This window comes from Microbulbifer mixtoriginis (SeqCode), assembly GCF_052467235.1.
Window position 1 is genome coordinate 4058899 of record NZ_CP174305.1, and the last position, 16775, is coordinate 4075673.

General features: G+C 46.3%; 14 protein-coding genes. 10 read left to right on the plus strand and 4 right to left on the minus strand.

The window, feature by feature from the left end; translation table 11 throughout:
* Positions 1 to 355: 355 nt before the first annotated feature.
* Positions 356 to 2422 (minus strand): S9 family peptidase, encoded by a 2067-nt coding sequence (locus ACJJIO_RS17605; protein ID WP_444909264.1) that lies wholly within the window; start codon positions 2420 to 2422, stop codon positions 356 to 358.
* Between the two features lie 139 nt (positions 2423 to 2561).
* Between ACJJIO_RS17605 and ACJJIO_RS17610 the strand changes: the two genes are divergently transcribed.
* From ACJJIO_RS17610 to ACJJIO_RS17630, 5 genes are all read left to right on the plus strand, one after another.
* Positions 2562 to 3071, plus strand: coding sequence for a DUF2975 domain-containing protein (locus tag ACJJIO_RS17610; protein WP_444909265.1), 510 nt, complete (start codon positions 2562 to 2564; stop codon positions 3069 to 3071).
* 1 nt (position 3072) lies between these two features.
* Positions 3073 to 3282 carry a helix-turn-helix domain-containing protein gene (locus tag ACJJIO_RS17615; RefSeq protein WP_252082131.1) on the plus strand — a complete coding sequence of 70 codons (210 nt, stop codon included), beginning with the start codon at positions 3073 to 3075 and terminating at the stop codon, positions 3280 to 3282.
* Between the two features lie 309 nt (positions 3283 to 3591).
* A complete protein-coding gene (locus ACJJIO_RS17620; RefSeq protein WP_444909266.1) occupies positions 3592 to 4677 on the plus strand; it encodes a hypothetical protein in 1086 nt (361 codons plus the stop codon).
* Positions 4674 to 4937: a DUF7660 family protein gene (locus tag ACJJIO_RS17625; RefSeq protein ID WP_444909267.1), complete on the plus strand. Its 264-nt coding sequence runs from the start codon at positions 4674 to 4676 to the stop codon at positions 4935 to 4937. The genes ACJJIO_RS17620 and ACJJIO_RS17625 overlap by 4 nt, the downstream gene beginning before the upstream one ends.
* Before the next feature lie 293 nt (positions 4938 to 5230).
* Entirely contained in the window at positions 5231 to 6343 is a 1113-nt protein-coding gene (locus tag ACJJIO_RS17630; protein WP_444909268.1) for a hypothetical protein, read from the plus strand.
* A 211-nt stretch (positions 6344 to 6554) separates the two neighbouring features.
* Here ACJJIO_RS17630 and ACJJIO_RS17635 read toward each other — a convergent pair whose 3' ends face one another.
* Entirely contained in the window at positions 6555 to 7301 is a 747-nt protein-coding gene (locus tag ACJJIO_RS17635; RefSeq protein WP_444886542.1) for a sulfite exporter TauE/SafE family protein, read from the minus strand.
* A 211-nt stretch (positions 7302 to 7512) separates the two neighbouring features.
* On the opposite strand from ACJJIO_RS17635, the gene ACJJIO_RS17640 reads away from it, so the two are divergent.
* Entirely contained in the window at positions 7513 to 8895 is a 1383-nt protein-coding gene (locus ACJJIO_RS17640) for an MFS transporter (RefSeq protein WP_444909269.1), read from the plus strand.
* 477 nt (positions 8896 to 9372) lie between these two features.
* Positions 9373 to 10749: an MFS transporter gene (locus tag ACJJIO_RS17645; RefSeq protein WP_444909270.1), complete on the plus strand. Its 1377-nt coding sequence runs from the start codon at positions 9373 to 9375 to the stop codon at positions 10747 to 10749.
* A 187-nt stretch (positions 10750 to 10936) separates the two neighbouring features.
* On the opposite strand, the gene acnB is transcribed toward ACJJIO_RS17645, so the two are convergent.
* Positions 10937 to 13552, minus strand: coding sequence for a bifunctional aconitate hydratase 2/2-methylisocitrate dehydratase (acnB, locus tag ACJJIO_RS17650; protein ID WP_444909271.1), 2616 nt, complete (start codon positions 13550 to 13552; stop codon positions 10937 to 10939).
* A 306-nt stretch (positions 13553 to 13858) separates the two neighbouring features.
* Between acnB and ACJJIO_RS17655 the strand changes: the two genes are divergently transcribed.
* From ACJJIO_RS17655 to ACJJIO_RS17665, 3 genes are all read left to right on the plus strand, one after another.
* The gene (locus ACJJIO_RS17655) at positions 13859 to 14314 is read left to right on the plus strand and encodes a DUF1289 domain-containing protein (protein WP_444909272.1); all 456 of its coding nucleotides are present in this window, start codon (positions 13859 to 13861) and stop codon (positions 14312 to 14314) included.
* Positions 14315 to 14457: 143 nt separating this feature from the next.
* Complete coding sequence (locus ACJJIO_RS17660; protein ID WP_444909273.1) at positions 14458 to 15234, plus strand: diacylglycerol kinase family protein; 777 nt, start codon at positions 14458 to 14460, stop codon at positions 15232 to 15234.
* Positions 15231 to 15671 carry a hypothetical protein gene (locus ACJJIO_RS17665; protein ID WP_444909274.1) on the plus strand — a complete coding sequence of 147 codons (441 nt, stop codon included), beginning with the start codon at positions 15231 to 15233 and terminating at the stop codon, positions 15669 to 15671. Before ACJJIO_RS17660 ends, ACJJIO_RS17665 begins: the two co-directional genes overlap by 4 nt.
* Positions 15672 to 15698: 27 nt before the next feature.
* Here the strand turns inward: ACJJIO_RS17665 and ACJJIO_RS17670 are convergent, their stop codons facing one another.
* Positions 15699 to 16634 carry a hypothetical protein gene (locus ACJJIO_RS17670; protein ID WP_444909275.1) on the minus strand — a complete coding sequence of 312 codons (936 nt, stop codon included), beginning with the start codon at positions 16632 to 16634 and terminating at the stop codon, positions 15699 to 15701.
* Positions 16635 to 16775 lie beyond the last annotated feature (141 nt).

The following is a 16775-nucleotide window of genomic DNA, read 5'->3' on the forward strand; positions in this document are numbered from 1 at the left end:
TGGCTTTGGTTGTCGGACTCGGCTGCACTTGTGTTAGTTGAAACTTCAAGGGTTCCGAGAATGGTGATTAAACGAGAATGCATGGCTTCCTCCATATGGTTACTACGCTTTTTCTTAATTTCTAAGACTGGGCTCTAAGGTTTAAAGCGGGTTGAAACCAATCAATATAGTGACATTGCTTCGATTGGAAATGCTGAGGTCAGGTAGTGGAGAAGTAGTAAATTCATTTGGTCTTCACTGCTTAGGTAAGACTGACAACAGGTATCCTGTCTTTAACCGATATTGACTAATATCGGTCAAAGACAGGCGTGCTACGTTGGCAATCAAATTAAGATCGCAAGAAATCGACTTGAGATTATTGTTTGGCTAATTTTGATATATCGACCTCAAGCCCTGCCAGGTGAGTAGTAAGCTCCTCAGGGATTTCAGGATTCAATTCACCACCAAGGTGCTCAGCAAGAAACTCTTCCATCTTTATTAAATAAGCCATCTTATTAATGTGTTTGCTAAATCCATGTCCCTCATCTTTAGCTAAGATGTACTCGATATCCAAGTCTTTTTGATACATTTCTATAGCAATTTGATCAGACTCAAGTTGAGTAACACGAGGATCATTTGCACCTTGCACCAATAGTAAGGGTGCTTTAATTTGGTCCGTAAAGTTTATAGGTGATCTGGTTTGCATATCCTCTCGATCAACCTGAATCAAAGGGTCACCAACGGCTTTGAACCAGTTGGAAAGAAAGGGTCTATAATACTCCGGGAATGATTCTATCAATGTGATTAAACTTGATGGACCAACGAGAGATATCGCGGCTGCATATATATCAGGGGTGAAAGTCAACCCGGAAAGTGCCGCATAGCCTCCATAAGAACCACCCATGATGGCCACTCTATTTTTGTCTGCAATACCTTGTTCTACTAAATACTCAACACCATCCGTCAGGTCATGTTGCATCGCACCGGTTCCCCACTGATGATTACCCAAAGCAATAAAGGTTTCCCCAAAGCCTGTCGATGCACGAAAGTTGGGTTGCAACACGGCATAACCACGATTTGCTAACAGTTGAGACACACGGTTGAAAAAGCTATCACTTAGTCTCCAATAGTCTCTAGCCCATGGGCCACCATGCGGCAATACCACTAGCGGTAACTGACTACTCTTGCCGTTGGGCAGGGTAAGATAGGCCTGGATAGTGATACCGTCACGGGCCTGATAGGTGATAGAATGTCTTTCTGCCAGAGATGCAGAGTCTAATTTAGTATCTTTATCAATCAATCGCGTTAGCGACTGGTCTGTTTGATTGTAGGTATAAAAAGCTCCCAGATCGACATCGCTAGCAATGTCCAGCAACCAAATGCCAGACTCTTCATTTATAGAGATAACATCAATCTCTACTCTGCGAGTAAATTGATCAGTGATAAATTGCCAGTGCTTTTGGAATTCCTTACTAATCGGATAATCTTCTCGGTACCCATAGTAGTAAGAAACCAACTGAAGCTCACCATCTTTATTGAAAAGAGTCTTGTAAACATCGGCACGTTTATTAGGATCTGTATGCACATCAGTAATTTTTCCTGAAGCCAGGTTCAATTGCTTCAACCCCGATGTGTCTGCCTCACCGTAACTAGACTCGAAATACACTCTCCCGAGATCTGAGTTATAACTGGATAGGTGTAAGATTTCTCCAGGTTCAGTTTTCAGAGCCTCTTGCCAGGATTTATCCTTGTGAATAAACAATTCCATGGATGTGCCTGGGTTGGACCTTACACCGGCGACAGGAATTCCCTCTTTGTCAATCAGCACATCATGGAAGCGCTGATTATTAGACATTATTGATGTCAACTTACCAGTTTGGGTGTTCAATTGATAAAAACTTAACAGATTCGGATCGTCGTGATTAGCAAAGAGAGTTAGACTGTTGGGCTTTTCTGAAGCTTGCCCTAAAATTATGTATCTCGCGCTGTCTTTTGAGGTTAATTTTTGGGTGTCGAGCAAACTTAGATCTTTATCTTTTACCTCCAGATCCAATCTATAGATCTGGTGCAGTTCATTCCCTTTCGAGTCTTTAGAGACAAACATGCCGAGCTGATGTTTATCCCAAGAAAAGCTATCTGCGCCGTCGGCAAAAGCGGTCAACGGGAAGGCATCTTCAATACTCCCATTACTCGGCATTACATAGATATTCGGTGCTCCATTGTGCAGCTGAAGCCAGGCTAGCCACTGCCCATCTGAAGATAATTTAACCCCGCTGATTGCAGAGTCATTAAAGAAACTCTCAACAGAGAGTAGTTCCTGCTGAGTTTCCGCCGATACTGAATCCTCCACGAGGTGGTTAATGCTGCAGCCACTAAATGCGGCCGCAAGACTTAGCCAGCAGATGGCCTTACGTACTGACCAACGATTATTTTGTAATTCCATGGGCTTTACTCCTTATCAATAATGACTATGAGGCATACTGTAGATCAGCTATAAATTATTGTAAAGCAATAATTTATAGCTGAATTGCAGAAATACAATATTGTTGTATAATGCCTGCCTATCCAATAGGAGTTAATCTGTGAATCATAAGATCCAGGTATTAAGTGCACGTCTGCGCTGGGCAATCGTGGTAATCAGCCTTATTGCTGTTAGCAGCTTGCTGATCAATTATTTTTTCTATGACATGAATGCCTTCAATAGCAGCAACCCACTTTTTCAAGAGTTGTGGGGGCTAGGTGATCAGTTCAGACCGATGCTATTCCTCGGCCAGTTGCCTACTTTTGTGCTTTCCGGGTTGTTTATTTATTGGCTTTGGCGACTTTTTGGACAGTATGCCAAGGGGGATTACTTTGGTAAGGAGAGTGACCGATGCTACCTATGGCTGGTTTGGCTTTATGGCGCTGCGATTTTGGTACGCATGTTAGAATCTTTGTGGCTTAGTTATTTATCGTATTTGCATAATAATGAGCTTACTCTATTCCTTGCACTTGATATCGGCAGGCTATTTACATTGTTCGTGCTAGTGAGCGTCCTCTATATTTTGCGTGCAGCAAAACAAATCGACCAAGAAAACAAAGAGTTTGTTTAGCATGGCTATCATTGTCAATTTAGATGTAATGCTGGCTAAGCGAAAAGTCAGTTCAAAGTCGTTGGCAGCAGAGATAGGAATTACTGAGGCTAATCTGTCCCTACTGAAGCGTGGTAAAGTGAAGGGAGTTAGGTTTGACACCCTATCGGCAATATGTGAGGCACTAGAGTGTCAGCCCGGTGATATTTTAGAGTTCAGGCGGGATGAGTGACTTGCTCACTGGATTTTTTATAGGTAAAGGTTAAGGGGCTAGGTTATAGTCAATTAAAATTTCGCCAGAATCTAACATTAGTGTACGGGGTTACCTTTAAGAATAAACTTTTGGACTCCGTATATCTTCATGCATTGTATTGTTTTCCTAAAATTTTTTCTGTAGTGGTTCATCAACTTTCCACACTAAAAGCTGACCAGTAATTCAGCAGCTATCTTCTTTTATGGCTAAGCTATACCCTATAATTGTTAGCCGAAATATGGCAATTGGAAGTTTCCACTCACCAATATAAGTTTTCGGGTGATAGTAGTGGCCTTTAAACTGCATATCATTACATATTTATATTTACTTTCTTTTTCTCTTATAACCTTTGCTAATAACTTTTCTAGTCAGTCAGCCTTTGGGGTGGCACCGCCCTCAGAAGTTGAAATGGCTGTCTCGGAAATGAAAAGTCGAACTGGGGATATAGCGTTAACTTGGCATCCTCCCCCAGAGACGGTAGACACCTATGAGCTTGTAAAGCAAAAAAATGATGGAGTTTGGTCTAAGCCCATAAAAATTGCTGGGTATTCTTATCGGGTTAAAAAGCTATCTACAGGATCTTGGGGATTTAAGGTCCGGGCTTGTAATAAAAGTGGATGTGGCGCTTATTCCAATGAAAAGTGGGTAGATGTAGCTATCCCACCTTCTTCGCCAAGAAATGTTACCGTTTCTGGTGGCGAGGGAGAGCGAGTTCAGCAGGTACAGCCTCCTGTACAGTCAGCCCCCTTATCAGTGATTACTGCTTCAGACAACCCAGAATCTCATGGAACGGTCAAAGTTCAATGGGAGGCTCCAGATACTGGAGCAAAAGTAACGGGGTATGAAATTGAGCAGTGTAAAGATGATTGCGCAACATGGTCCTCAGTCTATATGGGAGCAAAAATTGTTTCAGTAACCCTCCCAATTGAAAAAAATAATCGATTAAATAGTGGTTCTTACAAGTTTCGAGTTCGGTCTTATGCTACGGGAGGTCGTTTTACGTCCTACAGTGAGTGGGTAGCATCCCCAAGGGTTGCTGTGATCCGAAAGGGTCTGATAAATCCCAAAGAAGTTAGATTTACCCAAGATAGTATTAAGCCGACGTTTTCAAATGGTCGTAAAGTTGAAGATTTAATTCAAAACCTTAAAGAGGGTAAAGTAACTGCGTATGATGTCCCTCCTATTCGGGTCTTTGGTCGTGACGGAAAGATTTACTCCCTGGATAATAGAAGACTCAAAGCTTTCCAAGAGGCGAATAAGCTGATAAGAATAATTCCCGCCACATCAGAGGAGTTATCTACCAGATCATTTAAGTTTACCAGTCGTAACGATGGTACATCTATTCGTATCCGTGAAGAAGGTGAAGATCGATGAAATCACTAGATCTGCCAAATAAGCTGGGTCAAATTAAAACAAGGGCTGATTTTTCCAGTTTCATTTTGGATGTACTTGAGGATTTCAAAAATAACGCATCAACCTGGGAAAATACTGATTTAGCCCATTTTCTCGAAGCAATGGCTGCATGGACAGAAGATATGGATGGATTTTATGCAAATCAAGGAAAGGGTATTCCTGAAAATGTTCAGTGGAAAGTCTTTGCTGAAATTATTTATGCGGCAAGAATTTATGAATGATTTGCCAGGGAACCCTACTTATCTCCTAGGATAATATGTTTAGAAATTAATAATCGGTTATCCTGGAGTTTGCCAAATGTTTTCCATTGGTAATCAGGTAGGCAAGATGACATTCCCTGATAATGGTCTAAATGGTGTTGGGTGAAATCCATATTTACACCTTCAAAGTTATTTGAGTGATATAGTGATTCTGAGTAATCTTATTCTGACTCTTGTCGCTGTTTACCTTAAGGTATCCATTTTTTACTCTCCAGATATAAACTGTGAGTAAACGTTTCTATTAAGGTCGATACATGAGTAGTCGCTCAATTTTATGTTATTTGACTCTTTATAATGTCATTTATTTAGTATGTGGCTTATTAGTACCTTTAAAGATTGATTCTGCGACACTGGCTCAGTCCTGTTTTTCAGAGCCTAATCCGTTCTGGCAGGAATCTAGTGCCATTAAAGGCAGTTGCGTTATTGATTCTAGATGTTATGTCATTAATTTATTTGTTGGGAACTCAAAGAAAAATAAAAATTTGTTGCCTGTTGGGATTGAGTCCCATCAGTATGTATCAAATGAGGCTTCTAAAAGCGATCAGTCATCGTTCCACTCAAAGAAGATCGAAGGCTTTGATGAGTTATATGCAAAAGCTCCCGCAGCGAAGAAAGAAATTGACCTCCTGGCTGATAAGATAGCGGCTATGAATGAGGGGAGTGTTGCTAAAGTGCCGATAAAGTCATTAGAGAGATCTAAGGAAAAAGTTATTAATGATTACGGCGGTGACCCAACTCGAATCATGGATCTTGCAAGGAATACCATTGTTGTACCGCAGGATAAGATCCCTATAGTGGTTGAAATGCTTAGGGCAAAAGGAGCAATGGTAAAAGTTATCGATGGATCTGTGGATCCGTTAGGTTATAGCGGAGTAAACTCTAAAATTAAAACGAGTAGTGGTTTGGTTGCAGAAATACAAGTGAACTCCCCTGAAATGATATATGCAAAAGAATCTCCTGAGTCTGCAGTAGCTCTACTGGGTAAGGACACATATTCATCTATTGCAAGTAGAACCACAATTGAAGGTGGAAAAGGGCATGAGTTATACGAGAAATGGCGCTCTTTGAAAGAAGATGATCCACGAAGAAAGAAGATTGAAGTTGAAAGTAAAAATTACTATACGTCTTTGAGGTCTGAGCTGATGCCGATTAAAACAGGTGAATATTTAAATCTAAGGCATATTTTTATTGACTATCCTTTTGAGTTAGTCATGTTTAGGAGGGATCGTCAGACTAAAAATATATACAGAAAATTTTACGGTGAAGAGGAAAGTCAAAATCCAATTCCCAATAATAATCGACTTTTTAATGATGCTCTCCGGCATGGACAAGAAATATCTCAGGAAGAATATCTTAAAGGGAAATGAAATGAGGATTAGTGTCTAATTATGAGTATATCGAAAGAGTTAAAGATAATAACCCCTTGGTCTTTATGGCGGTGTGGGGCTTATAAGATGTTATGGCTGGGTTTGTTGAAAGGGGGTGTTCTTTTGTGTCAGGTGAAATCATAAGGTCTTAAGGTTTTTGAAGGCTTCAAAATTGAATTGTTGCTTGCCAATTCTAATTGTAATTTGGGGGTCATGAAACTGCCTCCCATAGCTGCACGCTAACTCGAAAAATTAAAATCAACCCAGATACAAACATGATCGAAAGTGCGTAGCTGTTAAATTTTTGTATGCTTATTATCTTTAGGAAATGTTTTGCTATAAACATGCCTGTCATAATTCCCAGTCCAATGGTCAACCCGTAAGTGATCAATTCAGTGTTAAGAGCCCCAAAATGGAAGTAAGCGACAAGTTTCGTCGAGTGCATCATTAAAGAGCTCACCCCCCTGGTTGCGACTAGCTCCTCTTTGTTAAGTCCGTAATTTAAGAAAAAAGGATTTTGTACGGGGCCTACAGCGCCAATAATTGAAGAGAAGAGTGTGGTGACAAAGCCGAGCATGGGAAAGTACGGCAGGTACATAACAAATGAACGTTTCTTATGCCCGAAGCCAAACTGAAATATGGTCGAAACTAAGAATAAGCCGACAGTAAACTCTATTAATAGCGGGTGCATCTGGGTATAAACGTAGGCGCCAATAATTGCTCCAGGTATGATGCCTGGGATTAGCCATAATGCCACCTTCCAATCTATGTGCTTCCAAAATAAATACACGCCGAATGGAGATGCAATCGCATTTCCTGTTGTTAATACTGGGGCGACTAAATGGGGGCCAACTAGAAATCCTACTAGGGGGACCAGCAGCAGTGCGCCACCACCTGCAGCCATAATAGAAATGTAGCCAGTAACCAGGCCGAGAATTAGAAGGAGGGTAATGATCATGTGTCAGAGTATTTTCGTGCCTACAATAGGGATTTTTATTTCTTAAAGGTAAGCATAAAAATATTTTAAGGCTAGTGATTGTGGTAAAGGATATCTATTTTGGAGCAGGTCGAATTATATGAGAATGTCTACAGTTTCCTCACATTATTTCACGTCAAATCTGCCTTGTTAGGCTGGTAAATAATAGAATGTTATCACTCAATAGTTTTTTATGATGGCAGATAAAAGTACGCTCACATCACTTCACTATTGGGGCTTATCTGTTCTCTCCCTTGCCGTCTTCTTGGTTGCAGGGGACTTTACAGCTTTCTCTCCTGCATTGCCGGCGATTGCTGCCAATTTTTCCTCAGATTTTACTTCAGTTCACTGGGTAATAAATGCTTACTCTCTTACTTATGGAGTGATCATTGTGACTGGTGGTCGACTGGCAGATGTTTACGGCCGTAGGCGATTATTTATATTTGGCGTTATTGTCTTTGCGTTGTCCTCGCTTGTGGGTGGTTTGGCACAAGATCTATGGGTGCTTCTCTTATGTCGGGCATTAATGGGGTTTGCTGGAGCGTTGATCTGGTCCGCGATTCTTGGGATGGCTTATAACCTGTTACCTCCAGAGAGAGCCGGTTTGGCGGGAGGGTTAATACTGGCTGCCCTTGGTTTGTCGACATCCCTAGGGCCCATATTGGGTGGTTTTTTTAGTGAGTACCTAACCTGGAGATGGGTCCTTTTTGTCAACATACCATTGGCATTTATAATAATTTTTTTGTGTTGTAGGAAGTACCCAGCTGATGAAGCAGTGAGAATTGAGGAGGATGTTGATTATCTGGGTGCATTATTGCTTTCAGTGTCACTATTTTGTTTCTTGCTGGCTATGGAAGTGCTGGCTCAAAAGCATGCTTTTGGATTATTTTCCACTTTATTGTTGTGTTCTTCAATGGTATTTCTTGTGGGGTTTGGTTGTAGAGAGATCAGTAAGGGATCTGCTGCACTAATACCCGTTGAGTTGATAAAAGATGCCAGTTTTCTATCTATAGTGTTTAGTGTTTTGTTGGTTGCGACAGCCTTCTTTGCTGTCCTTGTTTATATACCTCTACTTTTTATTAAGGTTCATAAATATAGTGCCCTTATGGCAGGGGTTGCACTTTTGCCAATGATGATAAGCTCCAGTATTTTTTCTTTTATATCTGGATTGATACACGAAAAGTGTGGTGCAAGGTTGTTAATTTGTAGCGGAGCCCTTGGTATGAGTGTCGGGCTCTATTGGCTGTCAGTGCTCAATGAATCCACAAGTTATGTTTTTTTTATCCCTGGGTTGGCATTGGTCGGGGCAAGTTTAGGAGTCTATTCACCAGCCGCGGTTACTGCTGCCGTTGCTTTGGTTGATCCCAGTAAGTCAAGTCTCGCGGGGGGAATTGTTTATATGTTCCGTTTTTTGGGTGGTGCGCTTGCTCTTGGGTTCAACGCAATAATCCTAGCCTATTATGATGATATTGCTGAAGGTGTCTACAGGATTTTTGAGGTGGATGCTTTTATAACTCTTCTTGGTTTTTTATTGCCACTTTATTTTTTGAGGGGTGTTGATGCACGTTTTTCTTGAGGTTTGTTTTGACGCTTTATATATCTTGTCTGCTGGGTAAAATTTTAAGATCAATTTTGATGATCTGTTTGTGGAGCAATTCAATTTAACTGTGCTTTGCAGGGTGTGAGATCTTACTCTTTTTACCGAATGGAAGATTGAAGGCTTTGTGTTTGGGTAAACATCAGCTTCTTTTTCAGTATTTTTCTATTGTGCTTGGCTAATGAATGATTCACTTCATGATTTACAGTTGTGGAAGGGGACTAAGGATTATTTTTAAGCGATGGTCTCTAATGAATGCTCTAATGAAATAGTGAGATGGGGATGCTGTTTCAGTGTGATTTTTGACTTGACAGGTAAAATTTAACGACTTATAGAAAGGGCTTTAATAATGCTTGGAGTGCAAAGTGGCGGAGTTTTAAAGTTGCTGTATTTGTTGGGGGGCAGAAAATGGAGTAGTCGATAAAACGTGTTTTATGGCTAGGTGAGTAAAAAATAATGAATTTAAAGGGGTTAACGGTTTCCGAAGCCCGCAGTTTGGGGCTGGCGGCGTTAATTTTCTCTATTTTCCTTATTGGGTATGACTATACGGCCTTTTCAGTTGCTCTACCTGAGATCCAAAAAACCTTTAATATCGATCTTACTACAACAATGTGGCTGGTTAATGCTTATGCCCTGGCTTTTGGTGTTTCTGTAATATCGTGTGGGCGTTTAGCCGATATGCTAGGTAGGCGCCGCACTTTCTTCATAGGCGCCTCACTTTTTTCGATGTTCTCATTACTGGGGGGCTTTTCCATTAACATCTGGATGTTGATGGGGTGTCGCGTAATGTTAAGTATTGGTGGTGCTTTGATGTGGCCCGCCGTGATTGGAATGACATACCACCTGTTGGATAGTAAACGCGCAGGAGTGGCTGGTGGGTTATTAATGCTTGGTTGTGCTGTCGCTAACGCACTTGGCCCAATTATTGGCGGTATTGTGACTGATTCTTTAGGCTGGCGGTGGATTCTCTTTCTTAATCTCCCGATAACTTTGGTAGCAATGTTGGTTTGTTGGCGACTGATTGGTAGTGACTTGCCTGAGGCTCCCTCTGAGCGTGTGGACTTAATGGGGCTACTCTTCCTCTCATTGGCATTACTTGCGCTATTGGTTGGATTGGACCTGTCGGTAGATATGGGATTTACTAACTATCGAACCATACTTTTATTTTTGGCGTTTGCGATTTTCTTTACAGTTTTTATCTGTTTGGATTACCACTCCTCAGAAGAGCCGCTAATTCCCATCGATGTGGTGAAGAATAAGAAGTTCTTAGCGGAGGGAGTGGCGACCCTACTGGTCTCTGTGGCATTTATTGCTGCACTTATGTTTATCCCCCAATTTCTAAGCAAGATTTGGAGTTTTTCTGCGATCCAATCTGGTATTGCATTGCTTCCCATGATGCTTGCTTTTGGTGCTACTTCTTTTCTGGCTGGACATCTCTATGGGCGGTATGGGGCCAAGCGCCTTTCCAGTCTAGGGGCCTTATTTATGTGGGCCGGTATGTTGGTACTTTCGAGGCTCAGTGCTCAAATTGATCCAACTACTTTTGTCCCGGGTCTGATATTGATGGGGGTTGGTATGGGCTTGTTCTATCCAACTGTGACGACGGCAGCGATATTGATCCTTCGTTTCAACCGTGCAAGCCTCGCAGCAGCCATTATTTATATGTTTCAGATTATTGGCGGTGCTATTGGCCTGGGCTTGAATACGACAATCGTTGCACTGGCTCCAGATCTAGCAACAGGTATGAGTAGGGCCTTTTTGATGAATGCACACTTGGCTTTGTTAGGTATGGTGGTGAGTGTGTTTTTTATTAATGGAAGAGGTAAGGCTTGATTTGAATGGGTTTACTGCGTTAAGTGTCCCGTTCTGAACAAAGGCAAAGCTCACTTTAACTCAGTTTTACGCTTTATTTTTATAGTTTTACTTCTTAGATAGCACTAGATTATGACTGCGCAAAGTATTCGGGCAATAAAAAAGCCCCGCCAAATGGCGGGGCTTTTTAGTGAGATAGGGTGGCTAGTTATACACTTACTTCCTGGATCTCAGTCGCGGCGATGCGCTTGCCTTCTTCGGCAGACTTCTGGAAGTCTTCAATCTGATCGAAGTTCAGGTAGCGGTAGATCTCGCTGGACATGGAATCCAGGTTCTGTGCGTATTCCTGGTACTCAGCCGGAGTCGGCAGTTTACCCAGGATGGCGCCTACAGAAGCCAGCTCAGCGGAGGTCAGGTACACGTTGGCACCATCGCCCAGACGGTTGGGGAAGTTACGGGTAGAGGTGGACAGTACGGTGCTGTTCGGTGCCACACGTGCCTGGTTACCCATACACAGGGAACATCCTGGCATCTCGGTGCGGGCACCGGCAGAGCCGTAGATGTTGTAGTAACCCTCTTCCATCAACTGGTGCTCGTCCATCTTGGTGGGCGGGGAGATCCACATGCGCGTGGAGATGCCACCTTTGTGTTCTTGTAGCAGTTTACCGGCAGCGCGGAAGTGACCGATGTTGGTCATACAGGAGCCGATAAAGACTTCGTCTACCTTATCGCCAGCAACGTCGGACAGCAGGCGAGCGTCGTCTGGATCGTTAGGAGCACAGACGATCGGCTCTTTGATCTCGGCCAGGTCGATCTCGATCACTTCCAGGTACTCGGCGTCCGCGTCCGCTTCCATCAGTTTCGGGTTGGCCAGCCACTCTTCCATGGCGCGCGCGCGGCGCTCCAAGGTGCGCTTGGAGCCGTAACCTTCAGCGATCATCCAGCGTAGCAGAGTTACGTTGGAGCGGAGGTACTCGGCCATGGTGTCTTCGGACAGCTTAATGGTACAGCCAGCAGCGGAGCGTTCGGCGGAGGCGTCGGACAGCTCGAATGCCTGCTCTACCGTCAGGTCTTCCAGGCCTTCGATCTCGAGGATGCGGCCGGAGAAGATGTTCTTCTTGCCTTTCTTCTCAACGGTCAGCAGGCCCTGCTTGATGGCGTAGAGAGGAATGGCGTGAACCAGGTCGCGCAGGGTGATGCCAGGCTGCATTTTGCCTTTGAAGCGCACCAGTACGGACTCAGGCATATCCAGCGGCATAACGCCGGTAGCGGCGGCGAAAGCTACAAGGCCGGAACCTGCCGGGAAGGAGATGCCCATGGGGAAACGGGTGTGGGAGTCACCACCGGTACCTACGGTGTCTGGCAGCAGCATGCGGTTCAGCCAGCTGTGGATGATGCCGTCAGCCGGGCGAAGGGAAACACCGCCACGGTTCATGATGAAGTCCGGCAGGGTGTGCTGGGTGTCGATATCGACGGGCTTGGGGTAGGCCGCAGTGTGACAGAAGGACTGCATTACCAGGTCGGCGGAGAAGCCGAGGCAGGCCAGGTCTTTCAGTTCGTCACGGGTCATGGGGCCAGTGGTGTCCTGGGAGCCCACAGTGGTCATTTTCGGCTCGCAGTAGGTACCCGGGCGGATACCTTCAACGCCACAGGCTTTACCAACCATCTTCTGCGCCAGAGTGTAACCCTTGCCGGTGTCGGCAGGTTGCTCAGGCTTGCGGAACAGCTCGGAAGGCGCCAGGCCCAGGGCTTCACGGGCTTTGCCGGTCAGGCCGCGGCCGATGATCAGGTTGATACGACCGCCGGCCTGAACTTCGTCCAGCAGTACGTCGGACTTGAGGGCAAACTCAGACAGCACCTTGCCGTCTTCGGCCAGGATCTTGCCGTCGTAAGGGCGGATCTCGATCACGTCGCCCATGCCCAGTTCGTCAACGGGGGCTTCGAATACCAGCGCGCCGGCATCTTCCATGGTGTTGTAGAAGATCGGGGCAACTTTACCGCCGATACAAATACCGCCACCCTTCTTATTGGGCACGCCAGGCATTTCTTCACCGAAGTACCACAACACGGAGTTGGTGGCGGACTTACGGGAAGAACCGGTACCGACTACGTCACCAACGAAAGCAACGGGCAGGCCCTTGGCTTTCACTTCTTCGATCTGCTTCAGCGGACCGGTAACACCTGCTTCTTCTGGCTCCAGGCCGTCGCGCTTCATTTTGTACATGGCCAGCGCGTGCAGGGGGATGTCCGGACGAGACCAGGCATCCGGTGCCGGAGACAGGTCGTCGGTGTTGGTTTCGCCAGTGACCTTGAATACGGCAACTTTGATGCTTTCGGGCACTTTGTTGCGCTTGGTGAACCACTCTGCGTCTGCCCAGGATTGCATTACCGCTTTGGCGAATTCGTTGCCGGCTTTGGCTTTCTCTTCCACATCGTGGAAGGCGTCAAACATCAGCAGAGTGCCTTTCAGCTGCTCGGCAGCCAGTTCGGCCAGATCTTTGTCGTCCAGCAGCTCGACCAGGGTGGAGATGTTGTAGCCGCCCAGCATTTGGCCCAGCAGTTCTACAGCGTGTTTGCGGTCGATCAGCGGGGACTCCGCGTCGCCCTTGATAATGGCGGACAGGAAGCCGGCTTTAACGTAAGCGGCTTCGTCAACACCGGGGGGTACACGGTGGGTTAGCAGGTCAACTAATTCCTGCTCTTCGCCTTTTGGCGGATTTTTCAGCAGCTCAACCAGGCCAGCGACTTGCTCTGCGTCGAGTGGCTTCGGTGGGATGCCTTGTTCGGCGCGTTCTGCGACGTGTTTACGATAGGCTTCAAGCACGGATAAGTCCCTCTTGGTGTGTGGGGTGGCACCAACAGCGGGTGGAATTCCCGATCTTTGTACTGTTGTCGGGATTTTTTTTTCGAGGCCGCTGAAGGCGGGGTGGCGAATACTACAGCAAAGCCCTACGGCTGTTAAGTTTATCGAAAAATCAATAATTTAAGTGAATTTCGACTATTCGCAGGGCAAATTTTACTGTGCCCACTACAGCTGCCTCACCTCTTTTCTTAGTGGCCGAAACAAAATAGTCTACGCGCAATTTTAATCCAGGCCCGCGTTGCCTGATCGGCTAAATCTGGTTAATTGATGTACAAAAAAGTCCGTACACCTTGCATTGGTGTCTGTTCAACGGGAATAGGTGATGATGTCTGTCGTGGGTGCAAGCGTTTTGCCCACGAGGTGATTGACTGGAATGCTTATACCGAAGAGCAGCGCCATATTATTGCCTCCAGGCGGGAGGGCTATCTAACCAATGCTGTACGCAGCCAGCTGCAAATCATTGATGAGTCGTTGCTGCTTTCCCAGTTGCGCCATCAACAAATTCGCTTTGATGAAAGCCAAAGTGCCTACTGCTGGGTTTTTGAGCTGCTGCGCGCCGGTGCCAGCCAGATTGGCGATCTGGGTGCTTACGGCCTGCGCCCGACGGCTCAGGCGAGGGGAGTGAGCCTGGTGGAAATTCGCCGGCGCATCGATGAAGATTTTTATGCGTTGTCTGTGGCCTACTATCAGCGCTTTATCGCCCCTGGCTTGATACAAGACTGACTTACAGCCTCAGCGCATTCTTACGTGCCTGGGCTACTGTATTTCCCGAGGCCGCTTCCCCCTTTAGAATTGATGTACATCTTTCCGGTAATGGAGAACCGGCTATCAGCTCAGCTCACAAAAATCCGCGTAGAGTACTTCTCGTGGTTAATCCAAAAAGCCGGAATGGTGCCGAGGCGGATATCGACAGCGGCCTAGCGCGCTTACGCGCTGATGGAATAGAGGTTGAAATCTTGCACTCCGAGGGTCCAGAGGAGACCGAGGCTGTGATCCGGCAGAGCCACAAGAACCTCGACCTTGTGATAGTCGGTGGCGGAGATGGCACCATCAGCTCCACCGCTCGGGTATTGAAAGAGTGCCAATTGGCCCTGGCAATTCTACCGCTGGGTACCGCGAATGACTTGGCACGCTCCCTTGGCATTGTCGACTTGGAGCAGGCTTTTGATGTCATTATCGGCAACCATCGCCAGCTAATCGACCTCGGCGTTGTCAATGGTCACTATTTTTTCAATGTGGCCAATATGGGGCTTGGGGTAAAAGTGACTGAAGCACAAGACTCCGAGATTAAAAAGCGCTGGGGGGTTCTAAGTTATCTGAGAGCCTTCTTTATTGCTCTGAGGCGTACACAAAAATTCCGGGTTAATCTGGCACTAGATGAAGAGCGCTGCCAAATGCGGTCAATCCAATTGGCCGTGGGCAATGGTCGTTATTACGGTGGCAAGCACCATCTAACCGAGGGGATTTTTAATGCCAGTGCCCAGCGAATAGAAGTAGAAACCAAGCCGCGTCTGCAGATTCATGCGGATGGGGAGCCGGTTGCTGAAACCCCTGCAACCTTTTCAGTGATTCCCAGAGCGCTTGAGGTTCTGGTGCCACGCAATTCAGAGGAACTCCTCAGTAGAAAAGAGAGAGGGCAATGACACTCATTCGCACTGAAATCCAGGCAGCATTGAATGATCTTTTTATGCTTATTAGCCGTAGCGAGGAGGATTACCGGGCAGCGGCCGGGCAACTTGAAGAAAAGTCGGCAGCTAATTTCTTAAACACAATTACCAAACGCCGGCAGGTGCTTGCGGACAAGTTAGAGCGGGCAATTCGTGCCGAAGATAGTTTGCCTTCTGAGCCGGATAGGGATCTCAAGGCTGGTGAACAGCTACTGCAGAGCTTTGCGCCCCTACTGGCTGAGGACAAAACCAAAGAGATTTTCAAAAAGCGCCAAGACGCCGATCGTGAGCTACTTGCGCGTCTTAACGATGATGAGTTGAGTGCTCTTGATAAATCCCACAAGGCGCTTAAAGAAGCCTGCCGGACTCAACTCGAAGAAACATTGGCGGAGCTGGCTCAAAGGCTCCGGTAGCCCTTTGGACGTTCCGGTTAACCGGCGCTAGCGTTGCTGTCGCAAGAAGACACGCAAGGCAGGTAGGAATGGCTCTGTGGAAATAGCCAGGTCCCTTCTTTGTCGGCGCCGGCTAACACTGGGTTGATGATCGACCCGAGTAAATTCAGGCAATCCCCCGGCTTCATTCGCAGCCACTAGTATCGGCATGGAGGAGTAACCCACTTGTCGATACTGGTCTTCCTCTCCAGCTTCCTGTGCGAAGAAAATTTCGGCGACCTGTATATTGGGGCGGCTCTGCACCTGTACCTGGCGCAGGTCCTCCTGTTGGCTTTTGTGCAGGCCGGCAAGCAGTTGCCGTTGGTATTGGATGCCGGGATCTGCACCGGTTGGGTCCATCTGGACCAGTTTTTTTTCACACCACTGCACTGTGACTTTGCGAATGGACTTGCGCGCCTTTATCCAGGAGAGGGTAATGGCATCCGGATGCTGTTCGCAGAGTAAAACCAGGCGGTAGCACTGGCGCAGGTGCGCGCGGGGGTAGCCCGCTTGCGCCAGTACCTCGCGCACGTTGCGGTCTCGCTCTGCCATGGGCCGCTCTGCTAAGGCTGATCGGTACTCGGCGATAGCGCTGGCAAAAGCCTCTTTGTCGCTGTTGAGTTGTTTTGCCAGTGCCAGAGTCTTGTCTGGAACCGCCAATAGACCCGGGATTTGCAGGGTTGCACGGGCATCGCCTCCGGTTCCTAGAGGTTCGACATAATCCAGCTGGTTATACAGGGCGCCAGCAAGAGAAAAGGGCCGCTCAAAGCTTTCTTGCAAGGATTGGGCTGCTTCCAGGGCAAAGGGCGGCTGCAGCAGATAGTGTTGCCAGGGCTTACCGGCAGTTTGAAGTTGTTCAAGAGAGTCGCGTAATTCTGCTGCGCTGCTGTGGATCTGCTCCAGTAAGGGGGGGATGCTGAGTGCCAATTGCCGATGGTCTTTCATCGCCGAGTTCCACTATCCAAAAGATCAATATTTTAATTCACTTAATAAGCCGTTAACAAATTTCTATTTGGACTGTTTAAAACTGGGGGGTGCCTGGCGTGTGAAGTTGGCTAGAGGTTGACTGAAGGGGGTGCGTCACAG